At 56.3% G+C, this 20091-nt stretch carries 20 protein-coding genes; 3 read left to right on the top strand and 17 right to left on the bottom strand.

Annotated features, from left to right (window positions below; all coding sequences use genetic code 11):
- Nucleotides 1-171: 171 nt before the first annotated feature.
- The 15 genes from FOI68_RS07040 to FOI68_RS06970 all read right to left on the bottom strand — a co-directional run bounded on the left by FOI68_RS07040 (nucleotide 172) and on the right by FOI68_RS06970 (nucleotide 15257).
- A complete protein-coding gene (locus FOI68_RS07040; protein ID WP_143862736.1) occupies nucleotides 172-1368 on the bottom strand; it encodes an iron-containing alcohol dehydrogenase in 1197 nt (398 codons plus the stop codon).
- A 235-nt stretch (nucleotides 1369-1603) separates the two neighbouring features.
- Nucleotides 1604-1942: a cupin domain-containing protein gene (locus FOI68_RS07035; protein WP_044898187.1), complete on the bottom strand. Its 339-nt coding sequence runs from the start codon at nucleotides 1940-1942 to the stop codon at nucleotides 1604-1606.
- Nucleotides 1943-1968: 26 nt separating this feature from the next.
- A complete protein-coding gene (locus tag FOI68_RS07030) occupies nucleotides 1969-2961 on the bottom strand; it encodes an ABC transporter ATP-binding protein (RefSeq protein ID WP_143862735.1) in 993 nt (330 codons plus the stop codon).
- The gene (locus tag FOI68_RS07025) at nucleotides 2958-3944 is read right to left on the bottom strand and encodes an ABC transporter ATP-binding protein (protein WP_143862734.1); all 987 of its coding nucleotides are present in this window, start codon (nucleotides 3942-3944) and stop codon (nucleotides 2958-2960) included. Before FOI68_RS07025 ends, FOI68_RS07030 begins: the two co-directional genes overlap by 4 nt.
- Nucleotides 3945-3956: 12 nt before the next feature.
- Entirely contained in the window at nucleotides 3957-5276 is a 1320-nt protein-coding gene (locus FOI68_RS07020; RefSeq protein ID WP_065066589.1) for an aspartate aminotransferase family protein, read from the bottom strand.
- A gap of 13 nt (nucleotides 5277-5289) precedes the next feature.
- The gene (locus FOI68_RS07015; protein WP_143862733.1) at nucleotides 5290-6477 is read right to left on the bottom strand and encodes a hypothetical protein; all 1188 of its coding nucleotides are present in this window, start codon (nucleotides 6475-6477) and stop codon (nucleotides 5290-5292) included.
- Between the two features lie 5 nt (nucleotides 6478-6482).
- A complete protein-coding gene (locus FOI68_RS07010; RefSeq protein ID WP_044898182.1) occupies nucleotides 6483-7418 on the bottom strand; it encodes a succinylglutamate desuccinylase/aspartoacylase family protein in 936 nt (311 codons plus the stop codon).
- Between the two features lie 15 nt (nucleotides 7419-7433).
- Nucleotides 7434-8273 carry a nickel transporter permease gene (nikC, locus tag FOI68_RS07005; RefSeq protein WP_052660213.1) on the bottom strand — a complete coding sequence of 280 codons (840 nt, stop codon included), beginning with the start codon at nucleotides 8271-8273 and terminating at the stop codon, nucleotides 7434-7436.
- A gap of 12 nt (nucleotides 8274-8285) precedes the next feature.
- Nucleotides 8286-9269 (bottom strand): ABC transporter permease, encoded by a 984-nt coding sequence (locus FOI68_RS07000; protein WP_044898180.1) that lies wholly within the window; start codon nucleotides 9267-9269, stop codon nucleotides 8286-8288.
- Nucleotides 9270-9324: 55 nt separating this feature from the next.
- Nucleotides 9325-10923 (bottom strand): ABC transporter substrate-binding protein, encoded by a 1599-nt coding sequence (locus tag FOI68_RS06995; RefSeq protein WP_065066592.1) that lies wholly within the window; start codon nucleotides 10921-10923, stop codon nucleotides 9325-9327.
- A 47-nt stretch (nucleotides 10924-10970) separates the two neighbouring features.
- On the bottom strand, nucleotides 10971-12068 hold the full coding sequence (locus FOI68_RS06990) for a M24 family metallopeptidase (protein WP_044898179.1): 1098 nt from the start codon (nucleotides 12066-12068) through the stop codon (nucleotides 10971-10973).
- A gap of 550 nt (nucleotides 12069-12618) precedes the next feature.
- Nucleotides 12619-12981 carry a DUF3870 domain-containing protein gene (locus tag FOI68_RS06985; RefSeq protein ID WP_052660210.1) on the bottom strand — a complete coding sequence of 121 codons (363 nt, stop codon included), beginning with the start codon at nucleotides 12979-12981 and terminating at the stop codon, nucleotides 12619-12621.
- Nucleotides 12982-13185: 204 nt separating this feature from the next.
- The gene (locus FOI68_RS06980; protein WP_143862732.1) at nucleotides 13186-14046 is read right to left on the bottom strand and encodes a DNA/RNA non-specific endonuclease; all 861 of its coding nucleotides are present in this window, start codon (nucleotides 14044-14046) and stop codon (nucleotides 13186-13188) included.
- 261 nt (nucleotides 14047-14307) lie between these two features.
- The gene (locus tag FOI68_RS06975; protein WP_143862731.1) at nucleotides 14308-14862 is read right to left on the bottom strand and encodes a flavodoxin family protein; all 555 of its coding nucleotides are present in this window, start codon (nucleotides 14860-14862) and stop codon (nucleotides 14308-14310) included.
- 92 nt (nucleotides 14863-14954) lie between these two features.
- Nucleotides 14955-15257: a hypothetical protein gene (locus FOI68_RS06970; RefSeq protein ID WP_143862730.1), complete on the bottom strand. Its 303-nt coding sequence runs from the start codon at nucleotides 15255-15257 to the stop codon at nucleotides 14955-14957.
- A 28-nt stretch (nucleotides 15258-15285) separates the two neighbouring features.
- On the opposite strand from FOI68_RS06970, the gene FOI68_RS06965 reads away from it, so the two are divergent.
- Complete coding sequence (locus FOI68_RS06965; RefSeq protein ID WP_143862729.1) at nucleotides 15286-16206, top strand: hypothetical protein; 921 nt, start codon at nucleotides 15286-15288, stop codon at nucleotides 16204-16206.
- Between the two features lie 236 nt (nucleotides 16207-16442).
- On the opposite strand, the gene FOI68_RS23905 is transcribed toward FOI68_RS06965, so the two are convergent.
- On the bottom strand, nucleotides 16443-16856 hold the full coding sequence (locus FOI68_RS23905) for a type 2 periplasmic-binding domain-containing protein (RefSeq protein ID WP_065066596.1): 414 nt from the start codon (nucleotides 16854-16856) through the stop codon (nucleotides 16443-16445).
- Between the two features lie 340 nt (nucleotides 16857-17196).
- On the opposite strand from FOI68_RS23905, the gene FOI68_RS06955 reads away from it, so the two are divergent.
- Both FOI68_RS06955 and FOI68_RS06950 read left to right on the top strand, forming a co-directional pair.
- Nucleotides 17197-18783, top strand: a complete 1587-nt coding sequence (locus FOI68_RS06955; RefSeq protein ID WP_143862728.1) for a copper resistance CopC/CopD family protein — start codon at nucleotides 17197-17199, stop codon at nucleotides 18781-18783.
- Nucleotides 18780-19430: a YcnI family copper-binding membrane protein gene (locus FOI68_RS06950; RefSeq protein ID WP_370512107.1), complete on the top strand. Its 651-nt coding sequence runs from the start codon at nucleotides 18780-18782 to the stop codon at nucleotides 19428-19430. Before FOI68_RS06955 ends, FOI68_RS06950 begins: the two co-directional genes overlap by 4 nt.
- 103 nt (nucleotides 19431-19533) lie before the next feature.
- On the opposite strand, the gene FOI68_RS06945 is transcribed toward FOI68_RS06950, so the two are convergent.
- Nucleotides 19534-20073 (bottom strand): hydrolase, encoded by a 540-nt coding sequence (locus tag FOI68_RS06945; protein ID WP_143862727.1) that lies wholly within the window; start codon nucleotides 20071-20073, stop codon nucleotides 19534-19536.
- Nucleotides 20074-20091 lie beyond the last annotated feature (18 nt).

The following is a 20091-nucleotide window of genomic DNA, read 5'->3' as shown; positions in this document are numbered from 1 at the left end:
GCATGCGGGCCATCGCATGGGAAAAAGGCAGCGAGTGTACCTCGCCGCCTTTTCTGCGCGTGCTGTTCCCTACCGGGCAGTCATGCGGCCATCTTCCGCGACCCGGTTTGCGATACCGGCGTACCGTTGGTTGTCTGCTGCCGATGCCATGTTCGCCTGCTGTATGACGAGTTACCCCATGCTTTCCGTGTGTACGCTGAAATCATAGTCATAACAGACATGATAGAGCTGGACCAATTCGTCATGGGTGGGAATTCGGGGATGATTGCCCGGGCTGCCGCTGGCCAAAGCATCCGCCGCCATTTTCGATACCACCTGATTCCACCTGGTTTTGTCGATGCCCCATGTCTTCATGTTGGGAATCTGCAAATCCCGGCATAACCTTTTGATCTCCAGAATCAGCTTGTCAACCGTTTCCGCTTCCGATCGCCCCGTCCCATCCGACGCAATGATCCGTCCGATGATCGCCAACCGTTCCAGAGCGCTTTCTTTGGTAAACTCCAGTACGGCCGGAAGCAGCATGGCATTGGAAACGCCGTGCGGAACGTGAAACATGGCGCCGATCGGGCGGGACATGCCGTGGACGAGCGTCACGGATGCATTGGAAAACGCCGCACCGGCCAGCATGGACGCCAGGGCCATCTGTTCCCTCGCCTCCAGGTTGTCTCCCTGCTCATACGCCAAGCGGAGATTCTTCATGATGAGTTCGATCGCCTGCAAGGCCCATGCGTCCGTGACCGGCTGGGCGCAGCGGGAAATAAACGCCTCCATGGCATGGCATAACGCGTCCACCCCGGTGGCGGCTGTAACCGACGGCGGGCACGACAGGGTCAGGATGGGATCTACAATTGCGACAGCCGGAAGCAGTTCCGGCCGCGCCAGCATCATCTTGACGTCCTGTTCCGTGTCGATGATAACCGTCACCTTGGTCACCTCAGAGCCTGTACCTGCCGTAGTGGGTACGGCAATGAGCGGGAGCGGTTTGTTCGCAAAGGGCTTGTGGCTGCCCACATAGTCCCGGATGTGGCCCCCGTTCGTCATGAGCACGGCTGCCGCCTTGGCGGTATCCAAACAACTGCCGCCGCCTACGGCCACCAGGGTATCGCACCCCCGTTCCCTGCACATGGTTAGCGCTTCGTCCACATGGCGGTCCGTCGGCTCGGAATCAACCCCGACGTATTTGGCGCAAGGAATGCCCTGTTCGGACAGATACTGTTCACAAGCCGCTACATTGCCCATCCTGTCCATGATCGGATCGCTGACGATCAACACGTTTTTTCCCAAAGAGGCAGCAATTCTGCCTACTTCCGCGAAGGAGCCGCGTCCGTACAAAATGCGGCCGGGCATTCGCACTTCATGAATCGCCATCGTATTCCCCCTTCATGATTTTATCGGACAAGGCCGCGCACATGACCTGCTCGTGCCGAAGCCGCGCATTCTCATCCCTGCTCCATCCGGCGGATACACCGGCATGTCCGACTTTCCCTTTTCCGACGACGTTTGATCCTATGCCGTATCCCTTGTTTGTAGAACCGGGAAAACAAAAAACCGTCCCCTGCGAGAGCAGGGGACAGTCCACAAACGACCGGTTCTATTCAATCCGTCACGTGCGTTTTACCAGCGCCCATACCAACACGCACTCTTCGTCTCCATCATTATGCACCGCATGTGCTTCGCCCGCCGGAATTAGCGTTGCATCACCAGCCTGCAGCCGGTATTCCCTTTCACCGATTGTGGTCACCATGGATCCTTTTACCAGGATCGAATACTCGTCCTCATCGTGCGGGGCGAGACCCGTGACGGGAATCCGGCCCCCGGGGGGAATGGTGACCATGCCAAAACGGGCCTTTCCCCCTTCGAGTGCGTGGAAGGGAAACAGGGTCTTCAGGATAACGCCCGGTACGGGTTCGGCCTGTACCTCGTTGGCGCGCGCAATCATCATGGGAAGTCCTCCTTCACCCGTATTGTCTATGCGTACAAATGGCAGGCAGCCAGTTGACCCGGAGCCGCTTCCTTGAGTGGCGGCGCCTCGGTTTTGCAGATGTCCATGCAGCGCGGACAGCGTGTATGAAACGCGCATCCTGCCGGCGGATTGGCCGGACTGGGAACGTCGCCGCGCAGAATGATCCGCTCCTTTTTGGCACCCTGCACGTCCGGAACGGCTGACATCAGCGCTTCCGTGTACGGATGCAGCGGGGTCGCAAACAGTTTTTCCGTCTCCGCCAGTTCCACGATCCGGCCCAAGTACATGACCGCGACCCGGTCGGAGATGTGACGAACAACCGACAGGTCGTGGGAGATAAACAGATACGTGAGCCTGTACTGCTCCTGCAGATCCTGCAGCAGGTTGATCACCTGGGCCTGGATCGAGATATCCAGCGCGGATACGGGTTCGTCAGCGATGATCAGTTTCGGATGAAGCACCAACGCGCGGGCGATCCCGATCCGCTGCCGCTGCCCGCCGCTGAACTCATGGGGGTACCGCTTGGCATAACTCGGATTCAGCCCGACATGGGTCAGAAGCTCTTGGACCCGGTCTCTCTGCTCGCCTTTGCTCCCGATGCCATAAACAAGCATCGGCTCCAGCAGTGTACGCTCCACTGTCCAACGCGGATTCAGCGATGCATACGGGTCCTGAAAAATCATCTGCATGTCCCGACGCACCGTTCGCAGTTCCCCCGCCGACAGCGCAGTCAGCTCCCGACCTTCAAACCGGATGGAACCTGCCGTCTCTTTTAACAGCCGGATGACGAGGCGGGCGGTGGTGGATTTTCCGCAGCCGCTCTCCCCGACGATGCCCAGCGTCTCCCCCCGTTTCACCGAAAAACTGACGCCATCCACTGCTTTTACCGCTCCCACCTGCCTGGAGAAAATCCCTTTCTTGATGGGATAGTGCTTCGTAAGTCCGCTTACTTCCAGCAGAACCTCTTCCGCTGATGCTGATTGCGCGGTGTCCCTCATGCTGTTCCCCCTCCCTCTTTCAAGAGCCAGCAGGCAGCCTGCGATGCCGGACCGGCTGAAAACAGGGGCGGCAGTTCCTGCCTGCACTGTTCGGTTGCCCACGAACAGCGGTCGGCAAAGCGGCATCCCCGCCCCCATTGGGTAGGCGGCGGCACCTGACCCGGGATGTACGAAAGCCGCCGGCTGGCCTTCGCGTTTTTCGGCAGTGACGCGAGAAGCCCTTTTGTGTAGGGATGCTGCGGATTGTCCAGGATCTGACGCACCGGCCCTTTTTCCACGATCATGCCGGCGTACATGACGATGACCTGGTCGCATACTTCGGACACGACACCAAGATCATGGGTGATCAGCATCATCGCCATCTTGTTTTTGCGCTGCAGGTCTTTCATCAGCTCCAAAATCTGCGCCTGAATCGTCACGTCAAGTGCCGTCGTCGGTTCATCGGCGATCAAGAGCTCCGGAGCGCAGGCCATCGCCATGGCGATCATCACACGCTGACGCATGCCCCCGGACAATTGATGGGGATAGTCATGGACGATTTCTTCCGCGCGGGGAATGCCAACCATCTGCAGCAATTCCACGGTGCGTGCCACGCGCTCCCGTTTCTTCAGCCTCGTGTGGATTTTGAGCACTTCGCCGATCTGATTGCCGATGGTGTAGACCGGGTTGAGCGAAGTCATCGGCTCCTGGAAAATCATCGCGATTCGATTGCCCCGGATCTCGCGCAGCTCCTTTTTGCCAAGGGTGAGCAAATCGGTCCCCTTGAACAGGATGTGACCGCCGCTCACCTTTCCCGGCGGCTTGATCAGCCCCATGATGGACAGGGAGGTCACGCTTTTTCCACAGCCGGACTCGCCGACCACGCCAAGTGTCTCGCCTTGGTTGATCGCAAAGGAAACGCCGCTAATGGCATGAAACGATTGTCCTTGGGAGTAGAAGGTGGTGGTCAAATCCCTTACTTCCAGAACAGGTTGGCGCTCCATACTCCCTCCCCCTTACTTGGCCGCTTTCTGTTTGGCTACGTGTTCCAGACTTTCATCCATGGCGGTGATCAGCGTTTCCAGGATGGCATCGTCGTGCGCCAGCGAGATCGCGTGATGCGAGAGATAGTTGGGAAGGCAGTATACGTTTTTGTGGGCCAATTGCTCGGTGAAGCGCGTGTAATCCTCTTTGCTGCTGGCCGCGGCATCACGATAGTTCGCAATCTCCTGGTCGGTAAAATACCAGTGGAAATGGCCACCCCGCCCTTGCATTCTGGCGGGAACCCCGTGTTTTTTCGCCAATCGGTCAAATTCTGCCATCAATTGTTCCGTTCGCGTTTGCAGCGTCTCGAAGACACGCTTTTCTTCATACAGCTCCATGAAGGCGAGTGAAGCTGCCAGTGAGACCTGATGCCCGTTGTACGTGCCGATAAACGAGCAGGCACCTTTCCCCGGTGTGACGGTTTCAAAGATTTTCGCTTTTCCGGCGACAGCGGCCAGCATATACCCATTGGCGATGGCCTTTCCGAAGGTGGCGAGATCGGGGGTTACCCCATAGTACTGCTGTGCGCCTCCCGGGGCGTCGCGAAAGCCTGTCAGCAGTTCGTCAAAGACCAGCAGGATGCCAAGCTGGTCGCAAATGCGGCGCAGCCCCTGCAGGTAGTCGCGTTTCGCCGGAATGTACCCCACATCAATCATCGTCGGCTCAAGAATGACGGCGGCAATCCGGTGCTGATTCTCCGTCAGCAGTGTTTCCGCTGCCGTCAGATCGTTGAACGGCAACACCAGCGTGCTTTCCACCACGTCTTGCAAAAGGCCGACCGAACCGGGCAGGGATTTGGGCGCGGAAGCATCGCCCGCCTTGGTCAGATCGGGCCATGTGCTGACATAAACGGCATCGTGCCAGCCGTTGTATGCCCCTTCGATGACCGCCACATGCTGTTTGCCGGTATAGCTGCGGGCAATCATCATCGTGTGCATGGTCGCTTCGGTTCCCGTGTTCGTGAAGCGGACCTGCTCTGCCGTCTTGACAAAGGAAAGGAACCTTTCCGCCGCCTTGACGCTCAGCTCCGTTTCCAACCCGGTTACGATGCCGCTTGCCATGTAGGACGTCATGCGCTCCTTGAAGTCCTTGTCGTTGTGCCCCAGAATGACGGCGCCGTTGCCCATCACCACGTCGATGTAGCGATTCTCGTCCAGGTCCCAAATATGTGCCCCCTCCGCCTGTTTGTAGTAGAGCGGATGAGGAAAGCGGAAGCGGGAATTGGAATGAACTCCTCCCGGCACCAGCATGCTCGCCTTTTCGTACAGCTCTCGCGATTTCGTATGGTTCATACATGACACCTCTTTATCCGTATTGTTTTACCGTATCCGCCGACAGCATGTTGGCATACAGGAACTGATAGAACTGCGTTCGCTCTTCCTTGGGCACCCGCCGGTATGCCTCGTGCACCGCTTCGTTGCCGCGCCAGTAGCTGTAGATGAACGGCGCCCGAAGGGAATGAGTGATAAATCGCAGCCGGGAGGCGATCCAGCTCTCTTGACCGAAGGCAAACTCCCTAAGGAAGGCGCGTGCTTCCTCCAGTGTTTTGTGCTCCGCATGAATCATATGGGCAGCGTTCAATCCGGAGATCGAGCGAATCTGCTGATAGACTTCGTAGATCTCATCGTCCGGAGTCGTTCCCCACTGGATAAAGCGCATGCCGTTGTCGGCAATGCCTTCGAAAACCGGACTGGAGGCCGTATTGGTGATGACCAGACCTGCATCGAGCGGCAGGGTGCCCGCTTTGACGCCCAGCTCCCGGATGCGCATGTGCGTGGTGTGGCCGGGAAAGCATTCGTGCGTGACCAAGTGCCTGAGCGCCTCATAGGTGTAGGACAGATCACCGTTGAGGTACATCTTGCTGTTCACGTAATCACAGTAGGCCTGGTAGGGAACCCCATGGACGATTTCCGGCGTGACCTCGATATCGGCCATCTGCGGGAACAGGTGCCGAACGACCTGTTCTTTGGCTTGATCCAGCAGTTCCTTTACGACAGATTCCAGTTCATCATGAGGCACGCGGCGCGCTTCTTCCCAGGCCGCGACCTTCTCCTGCAGGCTGCCGCGAAACCCTCGCCAGGACAGCAGATCGTCCAGCTTCTGATGCAGGCGGGATCGTTCGGAACGAGGGACCGGGTTTTCGTTTACATACAGGAAGCCCCGTACTTTTTCGCGAAACGGGATGTCCCTGCCGGAGCACCATTCTGCCAGCGCGAGCAGCGAACCGATCTGCTGCTGCATGTAATTGCGGCGCATCTCATTTTCTACCGCGAGATACCGTTTTCTCAGCCCGATCAAATCCTGGCGCACTTGCTCCCAGCTCTCGTACAGATGGGGCGTTTCATCGGTCAGATTGACGGGGACCAGGCCTTCCCGGTCAAACGATGCCTCGTTCGTCGACCCGTGCCCTTCACGGTACAGCTTGTCCATTCCCAGTACGATGCGGCAGTACTCGCGGGAGAGCCTCATGTCGAGCGGATCATGCTTGACCATGCGGCTTACTCCTCCTCGGCGGTATCCAGATTTCCGATCATGAACCCATAGTCCCCCGGATTCACCTTGTGCAGAAGGCCCCGCATGAGAATGACCAGATTCCGCTTGAACGGCGTGCGAATCACTTCCAGTTCCTCAAAGGTCTGCGGATTGTACGTTCGAGCCAGCACCTGCTCGCCCTCTATAACGGAACCGACGGCGCTGAAGTCGAAAGCCGGCACCATGATGCCCCCCTGTGTCGGACGGATAATCCGGATCTCCGTCATCACCACCTGCTTGGGCGCCGGCTCCACGTCACCCGGCAGCATCTTCAGATGGCGCATGCAGTTGAAGATACCGGAAACCCCGCGCTCCACGTCCCGTTCAAAGTTGGGGCCGCCCCCTACTTCCACCGTCACGCTGGGAATGCCTTTTGCTGTGGTATAGGTCGCGGTCGTCCCCTCATACGGATGGCTTGGACGGTAGAGCACCGGAAAATTGAACGCCCGGGACAGGGCCTCGTCATTTTGGATGTACACGTAATCGACAATCGGCACCGCGCCTCCCGCGTGCAGATCGATGTAGGCGTCCAGCTTGTCAAGGAATTGGGTGGCGATCACGTGGGCCATCTGTTCCGTTATCCATCCCTGCGGGTCGCCCGGGAACACGCGATTCAAGTTGTTCATGTCGAGCGGCGTGTTTCTGGTCAACGACTCGAAGGCCAGCGGGTTCGCCACCGGCATGATCATCACCGTACCGGAGAGTTCTTCTTCGTTCAGCCGTTCGTATACCCGGCGCAGGATCTCTGCGCCGATGATTTCATCCCCGTGAATGACCGCGGACAATCCCAGCACCGGTCCCGCCTTTTTTCCATAAATGGTGTGCAGGGGCAGTGTCACCTTCATCCCGTTGGACAGATGGGTGACCGGTATTTCCGTATAAGTGCGTGCTGCAGCGTTCATGTGATCATCCTCCTCTTAGTTTCGTTTCCGTTTGGTGTCCGTCAAATCCCGGATACCGTCGCCCAGCAGGTTGAACCCGAGGACGGTAATCATGATCGCGATGCCGGGATAGATGGACAGGTGGGGCGCATCCTGCAAAAATTTCATGCCGAATGCCAGCGTCCAGCCCCAGCTTGATTCCGGCGGCTGAATGCCCAAGCCGAGAAAGCTGAGAGTCGCTTCGGCCACAATCGCCTGCCCCAGCCCCAACGTCGCTACCACGACGATCGGCGCCAGGCAATTGGGCAGAATGTTGTAAAAAATGATGCGAAAATCGCTGGAGCCGATGGTGCGCGCCGCCTGCACATACTCTTCTTCCTTTATAGCGAGAACGTTGGCGCGAACCAGACGGGCGTAGCTGGTCCAATACACGAGCGCCAGCGCAATGATGACGTTTTCGATCCCCGGGCCGAGCGCCGCCACGAAAGCGATCGCCAGCAGCAGCACCGGGAAGGACAGGACGATGTCGACGATGCGCATGATCAGCGTGTCCAGCCATCCCCCGTAATAGCCAGCGATCAGGCCCAGCGTGACGCCGATCACCAGTGCCAGCCCGACGGAGACGATCCCGACTTCCAGCGACACGCGGGCACCGTACAAGATACGCGTGTACAGATCACGGCCGAATTGATCCGTCCCCAGCAAATGGCCTCCCTCCGTCGGCTTGAGCAGCCGGTCTTTGACGTTCATTTCATAGGGATCGTGCGTGGCCAGAATGGGGGCGCAGAGCGCAGCCAGAATCACGGCGATCACGATCGCGCCACCGATCAGCACGGCCTTGCTTTGAAGTACAGTCCGAAGCACGTGTGGATTCATCACCCTCCCTCCTTATCTCTGCTGTATCTTGGGGTTGACGACAGCGTACAGAATGTCGACGATCAGATTGGTCAATGCGAACAGGAACGCAATCACGAAGACGCTCCCCTGGACGACCGGAAAATCCCGCTGACTGATCGCCGTTACCACCAGCCGCCCGATACCCGGCCAGGCAAACACGGTTTCGGTGACGATCGCTCCGCCCAGCAGATTGCCAAACTGCAGGCCTACGATCGTAATCACCGGGATCAGCGCGTTACGGAAGGCATGCTTGACTACCACCATAAAGCCGCTGACACCTTTGGCTTCCGCCGTCCGCACATAGTCCTCCTTCAACACCTCAAGCATCGTCGAGCGGATCATGCGGGTGATCAGCGCGGCGCTCATGACGCCCAACGTAAAAGCGGGCAGGAAGATCTTGCGCAGGCTGTTGACCAGATCGTACACATTGCCGGTGGTCATGGCCGTCCACAGCGCCTCCGTCAACGGTTCTCCCCGTCCGAACGACGGAAACCAGTTGAGATTGACGGAAAACGCGATGATGAGGAGCATCCCCATCCAGAACACAGGCATGGACACGCCCAGTTGAGCAAAAAACATGCTGACGTAATCCAGCCAGGAAGACTGCTTGACCGCCGAGAGAATCCCCAGGGGAATGGAGATGACCAGCGCGATCAGCATTGCCAAAACGGCCAGTTCCAGGGTAGCGGGCAGATGCTTGGCAATCAAATCGAGAACAGGCTCGTTTTGAAAGATGGACGTCCCCAAGTCTCCCCGGAGGATGTTTTTCAGAAACACCAGCATCTGTACATGCAGGGGTTCGTTCAACCCCAGGAGATTTCGCAGCCGTTCCATCTCGCTCGGACTGGCATCCTGACCGAGCAGGACCATCGCGGGATCACCGGGGATCATGTGAAGGAGCAAAAAGACGATGACCGAGATGCCGATGACGACAGGGATCAGTTGAAACAGTCGTTTTACGAGATACGTGACCAACGGGATCGCTCCTTACTCGTTGTGCAGGGAAGGAGGCGAAGAGCCCCTCCTTTGCTCATTTTTTCACTTCCACGTCTTTGAGGCTGTACAAGCTCCCTTTCGGATGCTCCTTGAATCCGGTCAGCTTGTTGGTGAACATGGCAACGTATCCTTGATAGAGAAGGACGTCATAGGCGACTTCGTCCGTTACAATCCGGGCGGCTTCCTGATAAATCCTGGCACGCTCTTCCTGATTCAGTACGGCTCTGCCCTTCTCCAACAACTCGTCCACTTTCGGATTGCTGTATTTGCCGTAGTTGTTTTCGCTCTTCGAATGGAACTGGCCGTACATCGCACGGTCCGGATCGACGAGGCTCAGCCAGCCGAGCAGCGCGATGTCAAACTTTTGCGACATTACGTTGGAAGAAAACGTCGGCCATTCGGTTGTCGAAACCTTGGCGTCGATCCCCGCCTTGCTGAATTCATGTTGCAGATATTCCACCGTTTGGATCCGGTTCGGGTCCTCCGTATGAGTGGAGAGGGTCAGGCTCAGTTTTTTGCCCCCCTTGTCCAAAATCCCGTCCCCGTCGCTGTCCTTCCACCCGGCTTCCGCGAACAGCGCCTTGGCCTTTTCAGGGTCGTAGGGGTACCCCTCGATCTTGTCGCTATACGCCCAGGATGGTGGTATGAGCGGCGATTTGCCCGGCTTGTCCATGCCCTGATAGAGTTCCTCGGAGATCACCTTCTTGTTGACGAGGTGTGCGATGGCCTGGCGTACCTTCACATCGGAAAGGATCGGGTGGGTGGTGTTGAAATTGAGATACGTGAAACCCAATCCTTCCGTTTTGATGACGGTGAAGTCGCGGTTGTTTTGGATTTTCGCAATATCCTGCGGCGACAGCGGGGAGTGGACAAAATCGACATCGCCAGCTTCCAGCGCCGATACGCGCGTGCTGTTGTCGGGGATGATGAAGTACGTCACTTTTTTGGTTTTGGGCGCTCCTCCCCAGTACTGATCATTCGCCTCAAACGAGATTTTGCTGTTTTTCTCCCATTTCACCAACTTGTACGGGCCGGTTCCCACCGGATGGGACGAGAGGGATTGATCCGGTTTTTCGGCAACATGCTTCGGCACAATCCCGAGATCCAGATAGCTGAGAAGCGGTGCGTACGGCTGTTTCAAAGTGAATTTCACCGTGTAATCGTCTACCACGTCCACTTTGGAAATGGGGGCATACAGCTTGGCGTACGGCGCCTTGACATTCGGATCGAGCAGGGAATCGTACGTATATTTGACATCCGCTGCAGTAAAGGGCGTTCCGTCGTGAAACGTTACCCCTTTGCGCAGGGTAAAAATCCATGTGGTCGGATCAGGATTTTCCCATTTTTCCGCCAAAGCCGGCTGTGGTTCCATTTTGTCGGAGAGACGTACAAGACCGTCATACACCAGATCGATGACCCTGGCTGACGACGAGTCGTGGGACAGCCGCGGATCCATCGTGCCGGCATCCACGTCCAGCCCTACTCTGATTTCGTCCGCTCTGTCGCTCGCCGCTTGCTGGTCCGAGCCCGGTTTGGACGCCGATTGGGCAGGCGGCTCATAGCTGCAGCCTGCCAAGGCGGCGGAGACGATCATCAACATGGAAACAATGGCGCTTACGCATTTCCTCTTCATCACGCAATATCCCCTTTCGTGTTTTTTGCATAGGAGCGTACCTGTTTCTATCCCTCGCGAATGTCGATGTACCTCACCTCCTTGGGACTTAGCGTCAGCACCTCGCAGCCGGTATCGGTTACCACCACAACGTCCTCGATACGGACGCCGAACCGCCCCGGGAGATAGATGCCCGGCTCGATCGTGAACACCATGCCCGGCCTCATCTCATCCAGGTTGTGTTGATGCAAAAACGGCCCTTCATGGAGTTCCAGCCCCACACCATGTCCGGTTCGATGCGTAAAATAGCGGTCATAGCCCCTGGCGGCAAACTCTTGCCGGATCATTCGATCAACGTCGGCGAAGCGGACACCGGGCTTGATCATGGCAATCGCCTCCTCCTGCGCCGCTAAAACGATCCGGTAAACCTCTTCAAACTCCTTGTTGGGCCTGCCGTAAAACAGCGTTCGCGTTATGTCGGAGCAGTAATGCTGATACACGCCGCCCATGTCGATGACGATTGTCTGATCGGGAATGAGTCCGGCGGCTCCGCTCTCATGGTGCGGATGAGCGCTGTTTTTTCCGAACCCGATAATTGGCGGAAAGGACAATTCGCGCACCTGATGCTCGCCAAAGAAGCTGCGAATGGTTTCCGCCATCTGCAGTTCCGTCGTGGGGAGATGCTGCAGTTCCACCACCTGGTGCATGACCGCATCGGCGATTCGGGCCGACTGGCGCAGGATGTTGATCTCGTTTTCATCTTTGATCTCGCGCAGCTTTTCCACGATGCGGCTCTTCACCGGCTGAAGCCCGGGATGTGCGTGCATGAGATCGATCAAAAAGGAGCTGATCCAGTTTTGGTCGATTCCGATGATGCCCGTGCCGCTGACGTATTCGCTGAGCAGGGCGATGGGATCATTCTCGTCCGACCAGACGACTAATTCGATTTCGTCGGGAAGGGTCAACTGGCCTTGGAACATCTGGTGAATGAACAAGGCAGGCGGCTTGTCTTGATCCAACAGCAGGCAGCACATGCGCTCTCCCGTATCGATCCGCTGGCCGGTCAGGTAAAACAGGTTGGCTGTTGAACTGACAATCAGTTGGCTCATCCGTTCCGCCTGCATGCTCTCCATGCAGCGCTGCAATCGTCCTACAAATGGTTTCATAACAGGATGCTCCCCTCCGATCATGGCAACAAACGAATGCAAAAAAACCAAGCCAAAACACCGTCCCGCAAGACGGCTGGGGACAGTTGAATCAGCTTGGTCGGAACATTCCGGGGTATGAATAGGGGCTGCCTATCCACTGGAATGTCAGCTCGCTGGTTGCATCTTTTGTCATCGACTACGTCAAATCTGTGATTCATTATAGATTGAATTTAATCACATTTCAATAATATTATTTTTTTAAGTATTATTAAAATATTTTGGATCGATCAAGCAGCAGACACGTGAATCCTCATCGCGGGGATCATACGTCATCCTTGCATTCCTCTCTGACAAATGTTGTCACACAAAAAAACCAAGCCGAAACAATCCATCGGCCATCGAGCAGATGGATGAATCAGCTTGGTCGGCAAGTTCCTCGCGAGATGAACAGGGGACGCCTGTCCACCGGAACTTCGGCTTGCTGGTTGTATCTGTTGCAATCGCTGCCAAAAGAAGAGGCTTTATTCAGTATACTCCGATCACACACAATTTTCAATCTATTCGTTTTTTACCGCTGCTCCTGTTTAGCACCTGATTCCGCATAGACCATCGATTTGTAAATTTCAAATTGGTTGTAGGCATCCCGAATCGCTGATACAATTGCCTTTTTGCCCAATCCGAAATACCGTTTCTCAAATGTTTGAATAGGAAGATCCACCCCGTTCTTGAGATCATGACCTACCAAAATGCTTTTGATGAAATCGTTGCACATGTTTGTTACGAACGTACAGGAAGCGTTGACGATCTTGTCCGTTTCGGGGTCAATTTCAAATCCAACCCCCATCACCCCGTAAAGATTCTTGGCCGCCATGCCATCCGGCAGCCGGGCGTAGCCCGTGCAGAAAATCGTATGATGGTTCCCAGAACCCAAAGGCAGTGTCCTCCTTTCGCTGCTGTTTTTAAGTATATATCTTACTATTCTTTTGCTGAAATGCCTACAGCCAAAATGAAAACGTCAGAGGGCCAAAAAGCCCCGCGACCTCAACCGATCAAAACAAACGTCCTGCCCATCTGAGCAGGACTGGTCGTTTGGATCAACCGGCCAACCCAGCCGGTTTCTCCTCCATTCCGTGGATTACCCTGAAACCTCCCGATCCATGATGATGTCTGCCGGTTGTGTAATCAGATGCTTCTCCGGTGTGGACAGGCGGCTGGCGGCAGCAAGACGGCTCGTCCAGAACAACAGGGGATTCGCCTCATAAAGGCTGTGCTTGAAATGCAGCTCCGTTTCTCTGGTGATGGTCGTCAGCGGTACCTGATACGTCTGCAGCCGCCGATACTCGCACGCATCGTTGGAACGTTCCGGACTCTGCCGAATGAGAAACGACAAGCCTTTTAAGCGTTGGCGCCTGTCCACGTAAAACACGCTTTTCCAAAAGCCGAAGGGGACTTTCACCTGGCAGCCTGGTCGGCCGTGTACGCCGCAGTACTCTTCGTCGTCGTCCTTGAAAATCGGTCCGGTGATCACGATCAATTTTTTCTCGCTTTTCAGACTGTTCAGAATCCAATCCTCCAAGCAGTTCCAGACCCCCGTGTTGAAGTTGTGGTGCTGCAGTACGATATTGGCGTAGCAGAACGAGTCATGGTTGGCTTTTTCCGCTTCGCGCCGCTCTCCCCAGCAGACATCTCTCCTGCGCGTCAAATGTCCCTTGTCATACTCATTCTGTGCATAATATTCCGGTCCGACCTGGTTCTCCGCCCCGATGCGGTCATCCACATGCCATGATTGGTTATCGCGGGGCACGTTGATCAATCGGCTTTCATCCACGCATGCAGCGGAATAAACCGCAAACTTCCGCCGTTTGTTCATCACAATGGAGAAGTGGGTAAAGTCATACACCCTTCCGTTTTCCAACGCGTCTTCCGCCGTTTTTCCCAGCAGCAAAGGCAAAGGAACGTCGTGCGGTTCTCCCAGAAAAGCGGGATCATAGCCCATACCCGATTCCTCCCTCTCTCCGTCGTGAAAAGCGTTCAAGCCGCATTCGCTTCGCTGCATTTGCTACGTCTGCATTTCGGCAGCCGGTCAGTCGAATCCTTTGACGAAAGAAGGGAGGTTTTGTAAACGGGAACGAACGCGCGGTTCGACAACCCGAAACGTTTCCAACAACGACGAAACCAGTGTGCCCCGGCATCATACCGACACACACTGGCCGCTTCGTTTTTTCAAAAGGTCAATGCGAAAGGGGCATCTGGCGTTTTACTTTCTTTGATTGATAAGCTGCACGATCTCTTCCTTCATCTTCCGGGCTTCAAACAGCGCACGATCGTCGCCCATGATGTCCCCCGGCCGATTGGCCGAGCCGATCACATATCCGCCAAAATCGATGGAGACAAAGTCAAAAATGTACTGGAACTGCTGTACCAACGGGAGTGCCTTTACGCGCGGGTTGTCACCGCCGACGATAATCACATATCCTTTCTTTCTGCTCATCTCTTCCTTGAAGTTCGGTTTGTCGCGCAGGCTTTGCGACCAGCGATCCACAAAATCCTTCATTCTCCCCGACATGCCATACCAATACAGGGGAGTCGCAAAGATGAGAATGTCGTGGGAAAGGACCTCGGATATGACCTGATCGTAATCGTCATCAACCGGTTGAAACCCTTCTGCCGTGTGACGTCGGTCCTCGATTGCCTCGATGCGCTTGTCACGCAGGTATATTTTGGTGCAGGGGAGCCCCTCTACGACGAGATCGGTGAGGTGGTCCGTGTTGCCATTCGCACGGGAACTTCCATAGATGGCCAGAACTTTCATCCCTGTTTCTCTCCATTCCTTGTCAAGATGAATGCCAACGTTCGATTATGCCCAAAGCTGGAGTTTTTCCCTCGGCGATTGGGACAAGGCTATCATACATGAAAATCCATCGGTCCATCCACCCGCTGATGGTTGAAATACAACCGAAGAACGTCAAAAACCTGCTGCATCGCCTTTACACATTCATCCCGATTTCGGAACGAGAAATCGATCGTTCTGATATCAATTGGCAATGTCTCTTTATTTTCGTATACAAAACGGGTTAACAGCTTTTTCTCCGTATCCTCAACCAGATAAGGCACGATCCAGGCTTCTTGGGGGAAATGCGTAAACACGATCTGCATCCGGTCTCGTTGGTACACCACCTCGCCGCCAAACAACAGATGATCGTCCATATGAATCCGTTCAAACGAGTGTTCGGCCATGAATCGATCGGCCAAACTCTATGTAAATGGCATTGGCGTCGAAGATTTCGATTCTGTTTTTCCTGATCCACGGATCACCGATTTTCTGAAAGAACCGCAAGATTTCTTCAAGGTGCCGCCGCAGCTCACGTTCATCGGCATAGTCAATGGAGTCTGCAGAGAACCTCTTTCTGTTTGTTGGTTCGATGAAGACAGCCCCTACTTCGTCAAGCTGGTCTTTCGAAAGTGTGGACATGTAATCAAACGACACCCAGGAAATCGTTTCAAACCCCAAAGCCTGCCGGAAATGCTCCACACTGATCAAGAGATCGTCTATTTGCGCATTTCGAGCGTGGAGACCGTTTTTCAGGCGGGCCAAAGCCACTTCATTTACAGCCAGTTTCTTCAGCAGGGAAAAATTCGCATGGTCGGTGTTGCTGTGATCGTATGTTTCATAGTTGATCTCCAGGGTGCCTTTCCGTTTGCCATGCTCAAACAGATCATAGTGCCATCCGTGATCCTCCGCATGGATGAAGTAAAACGAATGGGTCTTCAGTTCAGCGGACAAATACCGCGCCTGTTCCGCACCGCTTTCGGCTGCGTTTTCCGTTGCAACCGCAAGCCACTCGCCATTGGCCGGAAACAGTCAGGAATGAACGTGCAGCTTGCGGAGCGCGCTGCTTGCTTTCGCTTTGTTCGTTTCCCTGATCAGAATCGCAAACGTGAATTCACTCAATGGGTTTTCCTCCTTTGGTTCCGCGACAGAGCGATGCGTGGCGGTTCTCCCTTCTCCACTTTCTCGCCAGTTCCCCATGAAATCGGCGAGCGGCCATGCCAAACCGGCTGTGACGGTTCCACAATCACCCGGCGTGGCAATCAGATTTCCTGCCGTTCAACCCGCGCGAGAATGTCGGGAATTTCGTACAGATTTTTGGCTTGAAATAATGTGTGTGTGCCACATCAGGGTGGTGCCACGGAAAACCGCTGCTTACTAACGGTTGAGATCATCCAGGGTAACGTCGCAATCAGGGTCTATTTCGTGTAAGGCTTCGAGCAAGGCACTGCTCCACTTCCCCCCTCGGCGATACCCTAACGTCCCGTCAAAATCCCATAATAACACCTTGCTGGACATCCATTTCCCCCCTGCCGCTCCACAAGTGGTGAATCCACACTCTCCTAAAAAAAGACCCCTTTACACAGAGTTATCGGCGAATCGTCGCAACTCCATGAGAAAGAGGTTGGGGATCGTCCTATAAGATGTATATACAACATGAGCGTACCGACGTCGTTTCTCTCCGAAACCGTATGGCCGATATCGATGCTTCCGACATTCAACGCTTCCAGAAGCTGCGGCCCTCCCGGAAATTCGGTCCATTCCACCTTCACGCCGGCGTCGGCCAGGCGCTTCTCCAGCCAGCCCTGCGCCTTCAAAACATTCATCGTGCCGTATTTTTGAAACCCGATGCGGATGACCCGCTGCCCTTCTGCAGCAGATGTGGCGGCAGTCTCTTTTGGCGTCTGGCTGCCGCAAGCCGTCAACGCGGCGAGCAGGCAAATCGTTGTCAGCAAAGCGGCGATCACGTTCTTCATGGTTCAAACTCCTTTTGTCATGATTCAGGCACAAAAAAACACGGTTCATTATAAACCGTGTCTCCGGTGGTCCGGTCGAAACAATTACTCACAATTCCTATGTGATTAGTTGTATTTATGGTTGTATACTACCACCGCCCCTACATGCTGTCAATCCTTTTCCGGGGACGCTCGCCCTCTGTCATGGCATAGTCAATCATATGCAGTCCCTGGGCTTTTCGTTCATGAAAAAAACGCCGTCCCCATGCCTCCATAATAGCCCGAGTGAGCCATTCTCCTCTGCCTGTTTTCTTGGTAGGGTAAAAAGGGAGTGATCACTCATTCAAGTCAGGTGAATCTCATGAGACGAATCGTTCTGTGCTGGATTATCCTTTTGATGCTGATTGGCACAGGTTCTCCCCCTGCGTTTGCCCATGCCGGTCTGCTGGCTACCACACCCCGAGACGGACAGGTCGTGCAAACAAGCCCCGGGGAAATCACGCTGGAGTTCAGCGAGCCGCTGGAAGAAGGGCTCATTGATCTCAAGCTGTACGACGGAAACGGCCGCCCGATTGCGCTGGCAGGGCCGAATCTGGCTGCGGGCGACGCCGCCCGGATGCGCGCTGAACCGCCGAAGCTGCCCGATGGCACGTACACCGTGGTCTGGTCCGTCGTCTCCGAAGACGGCCATCCGGTCAACGGTTCCTTCTCGTTCTCGGTCGGGCGGTCAGCGTCCGGAACCATCGCCCCCGTATCGGATGGAACGTCCGCCCTCATCGACCGCACCCTGGCGGTGATCCGCTACGTCGTGGAAGGAACCCTGCTGTTGGGAGCCGGACTCCACTGGCTCTCCTGGCTCGGCCGACGACGCGGCTGGCCCGAAGGTGTGCGCGAGATCGGACGCGGGCGGCGGGCGGTGTGGTTCGTCCTCGTCGCCGGATTGATCGCCGAAGGGCTTCTCTATCTGGCCGCCCTGCCGGGGAACGGTCTGGCTTCCGTGTTTCGGGAAGGACAGTGGACGATCCTCGGACAATCCCCCTTCCTCGGGATGGTCGGAGCGCAGCTTGCGCTCATGCTTCTCGCCGCCGTGCCGGGCATGGTGGAAGGCTGGTACCTGGTCATGTGGGCGCTGGCCGTCGGGGCGCTGGCGTTTGGCGGGCACGCGTGGGGCATACAGCCGGTGTGGCTGGCCGCATCGTTCCGGATTCTGCACCTGTTCGGCCTGGCGCTCTGGCTGGGGGCGCTGACCTACCTGCTCCTCGCGATGCGCTGGGAAAGGAAAGCCGGCGCCGCCATCGAGTGGGGGCCGTTTCGCCGGTTCTTTGTCCGGCTGGCGCTCCTCGCGTCCGCCACTGCGCTGCTCTCCGGCGCCGCCATGACCGTCCAGCAAACGGATTGGGCGGTCTTGTGGACCAAAGGGCAGACGTGGAGCGTGCTGCTTGGCCTCAAGGTGACGCTGACCGCCGTGATGCTCGTGCTCGCGATCACGCAGACCCTGCGGTGGCGAAAACACGGCCGCCTGACGTCTCCCGCCCTGCTGCGCTGGGAGTGGGGGGCAGGCGCGCTGGCCCTGCTGGCCGGAGTCTGGATGAGCCAGTCGGCGTATCCCCTGCCGGTGACGTCCTACACCAAAACCTTTCCTGCCGGTGACGCGCAGGTGGTGGTGCAGATCCCGCGGGTGGCGGCCGGCACGCAGATCATGACCATCGAGTTCCCCGCACCGATGACCGAACCGCGGCAAGTCCTGGTGCAGGTATCCAAGCCGGACGCAGAGGTGAACAGGCAGCCCATCCCCGCCGAGCGGACAGGTACGGGGCGTTATCAGGCGGACATTCCGTTTTCCATGTACGGAACGTGGACCTATCGGATCGACGCCGCCTTCCACAACGGAACACATGCAGAATTCACCGACACGCTGTTTATACCTGGAGGAGGAGAAACACGATGAAAATGAACTGGAACAAATGGGTAAGCACGCTCGCCGTTGCCGGAGCGCTCCTGACCTTTGCGGGAACGGCCAGCGCCCATGTCACCGTCTGGCCGAAGGAAACGAAAGCGGACTCCTATGAACGCTATACCGTTCGTGTCCCGGTAGAAAAGGACAGCAACACCGTCAAGGTGCGTCTGGAATTCCCGGCGGGTGTGAAAGTGGGCACGGTTCTGCCGGTCCCCGGCTGGACCTACGAATGGGAAAAAGACGCGGACGGCCGGTTCAAGGCGATCACCTGGACGGCCACAGCCGGCGGGATCAAGCCGCATGAATTCATGGAGTTCGGCCTCTCTGCCAAAAACCCCGGCGAACCGGGCACCCTGACATGGAACGCGTATCAGACGTACGCCGACGGCACGGTCGTCGAGTGGACCGGTGCCGCTGGTTCCGACACCCCGGCTCCTACAGTCGCGGTAAAGGAAGGGGCTCAGGCAGCAGATGACCACGCAGATGCGAACAAAGCGGAGGGGAACCACGAGGCCGGTCACGCAGCGGCTCCTGCCGCACAGGACAGCTCTTCTTCGTCCGGCAGCACGCTGCCGCTGGTTCTCTCCGGGCTGGCGCTGCTGGTCTCGGTGATCAGCCTCTTCCGGAAAAAAGCGTAAGCGGCGCGCAGGCTGTCAACCTTGCCATCCGAGAGGTTCCTCAACCGAAAGCCCTCCCGCGGACAAATCCGCAGGAGGGCTTTGCTTGTTCCATGGTCGGCATTTACTTGAGCAATTGTATAATTTGCTTAAACGTGTCGCCTTCTGCCATTCTCATCAACTCGAACAGCGCGGTTTCCACACTCGTCCAGGCAATGCCGGCCGCCTTCATTTTCTCCAGCCCGATTTGCTTGTTGGCGAAGGTACGCGACGATACGGCATCCGCAACCACCTGCACCTCATATCCCAGCTCTTGCAGCCCGATGGCCGTTTGACAGACACAGATATGGGTTTCGATTCCTGCCACCAGTATCTGCCGTCGTCCCGTCGCCTTTACCGCCCGTGTAAAGGTTTCGGTTTCGCATGCGTTAAAGGAACGTTTTCGAATCGGTTGGATCCCGGTCATCCACTGCGCCACTTCCTCGACGGTGGGCCCCAATCCCTCGGGATACTGTTCCAGCCAAACCACGGGAACGTCAAGCATGCGCAATCCCCGAATCAGCTTGACCAACTGTTCGATCATCGATTCGCTCTCATGGACAATCCGCGCCAATTTCCCTTGGACGTCAACCAGCACCAGTAACGTCTCTTCTTTCCGAAGCATACTCGCCCCCCCAAACGT

The sequence above is a fragment of the Brevibacillus sp. LEMMJ03 genome (assembly GCF_007197875.1).
Taxonomy (GTDB): domain Bacteria; phylum Bacillota; class Bacilli; order Brevibacillales; family Brevibacillaceae; genus Brevibacillus; species Brevibacillus thermoruber.
This window is presented reverse-complemented; position numbering and strand designations above follow the sequence as displayed.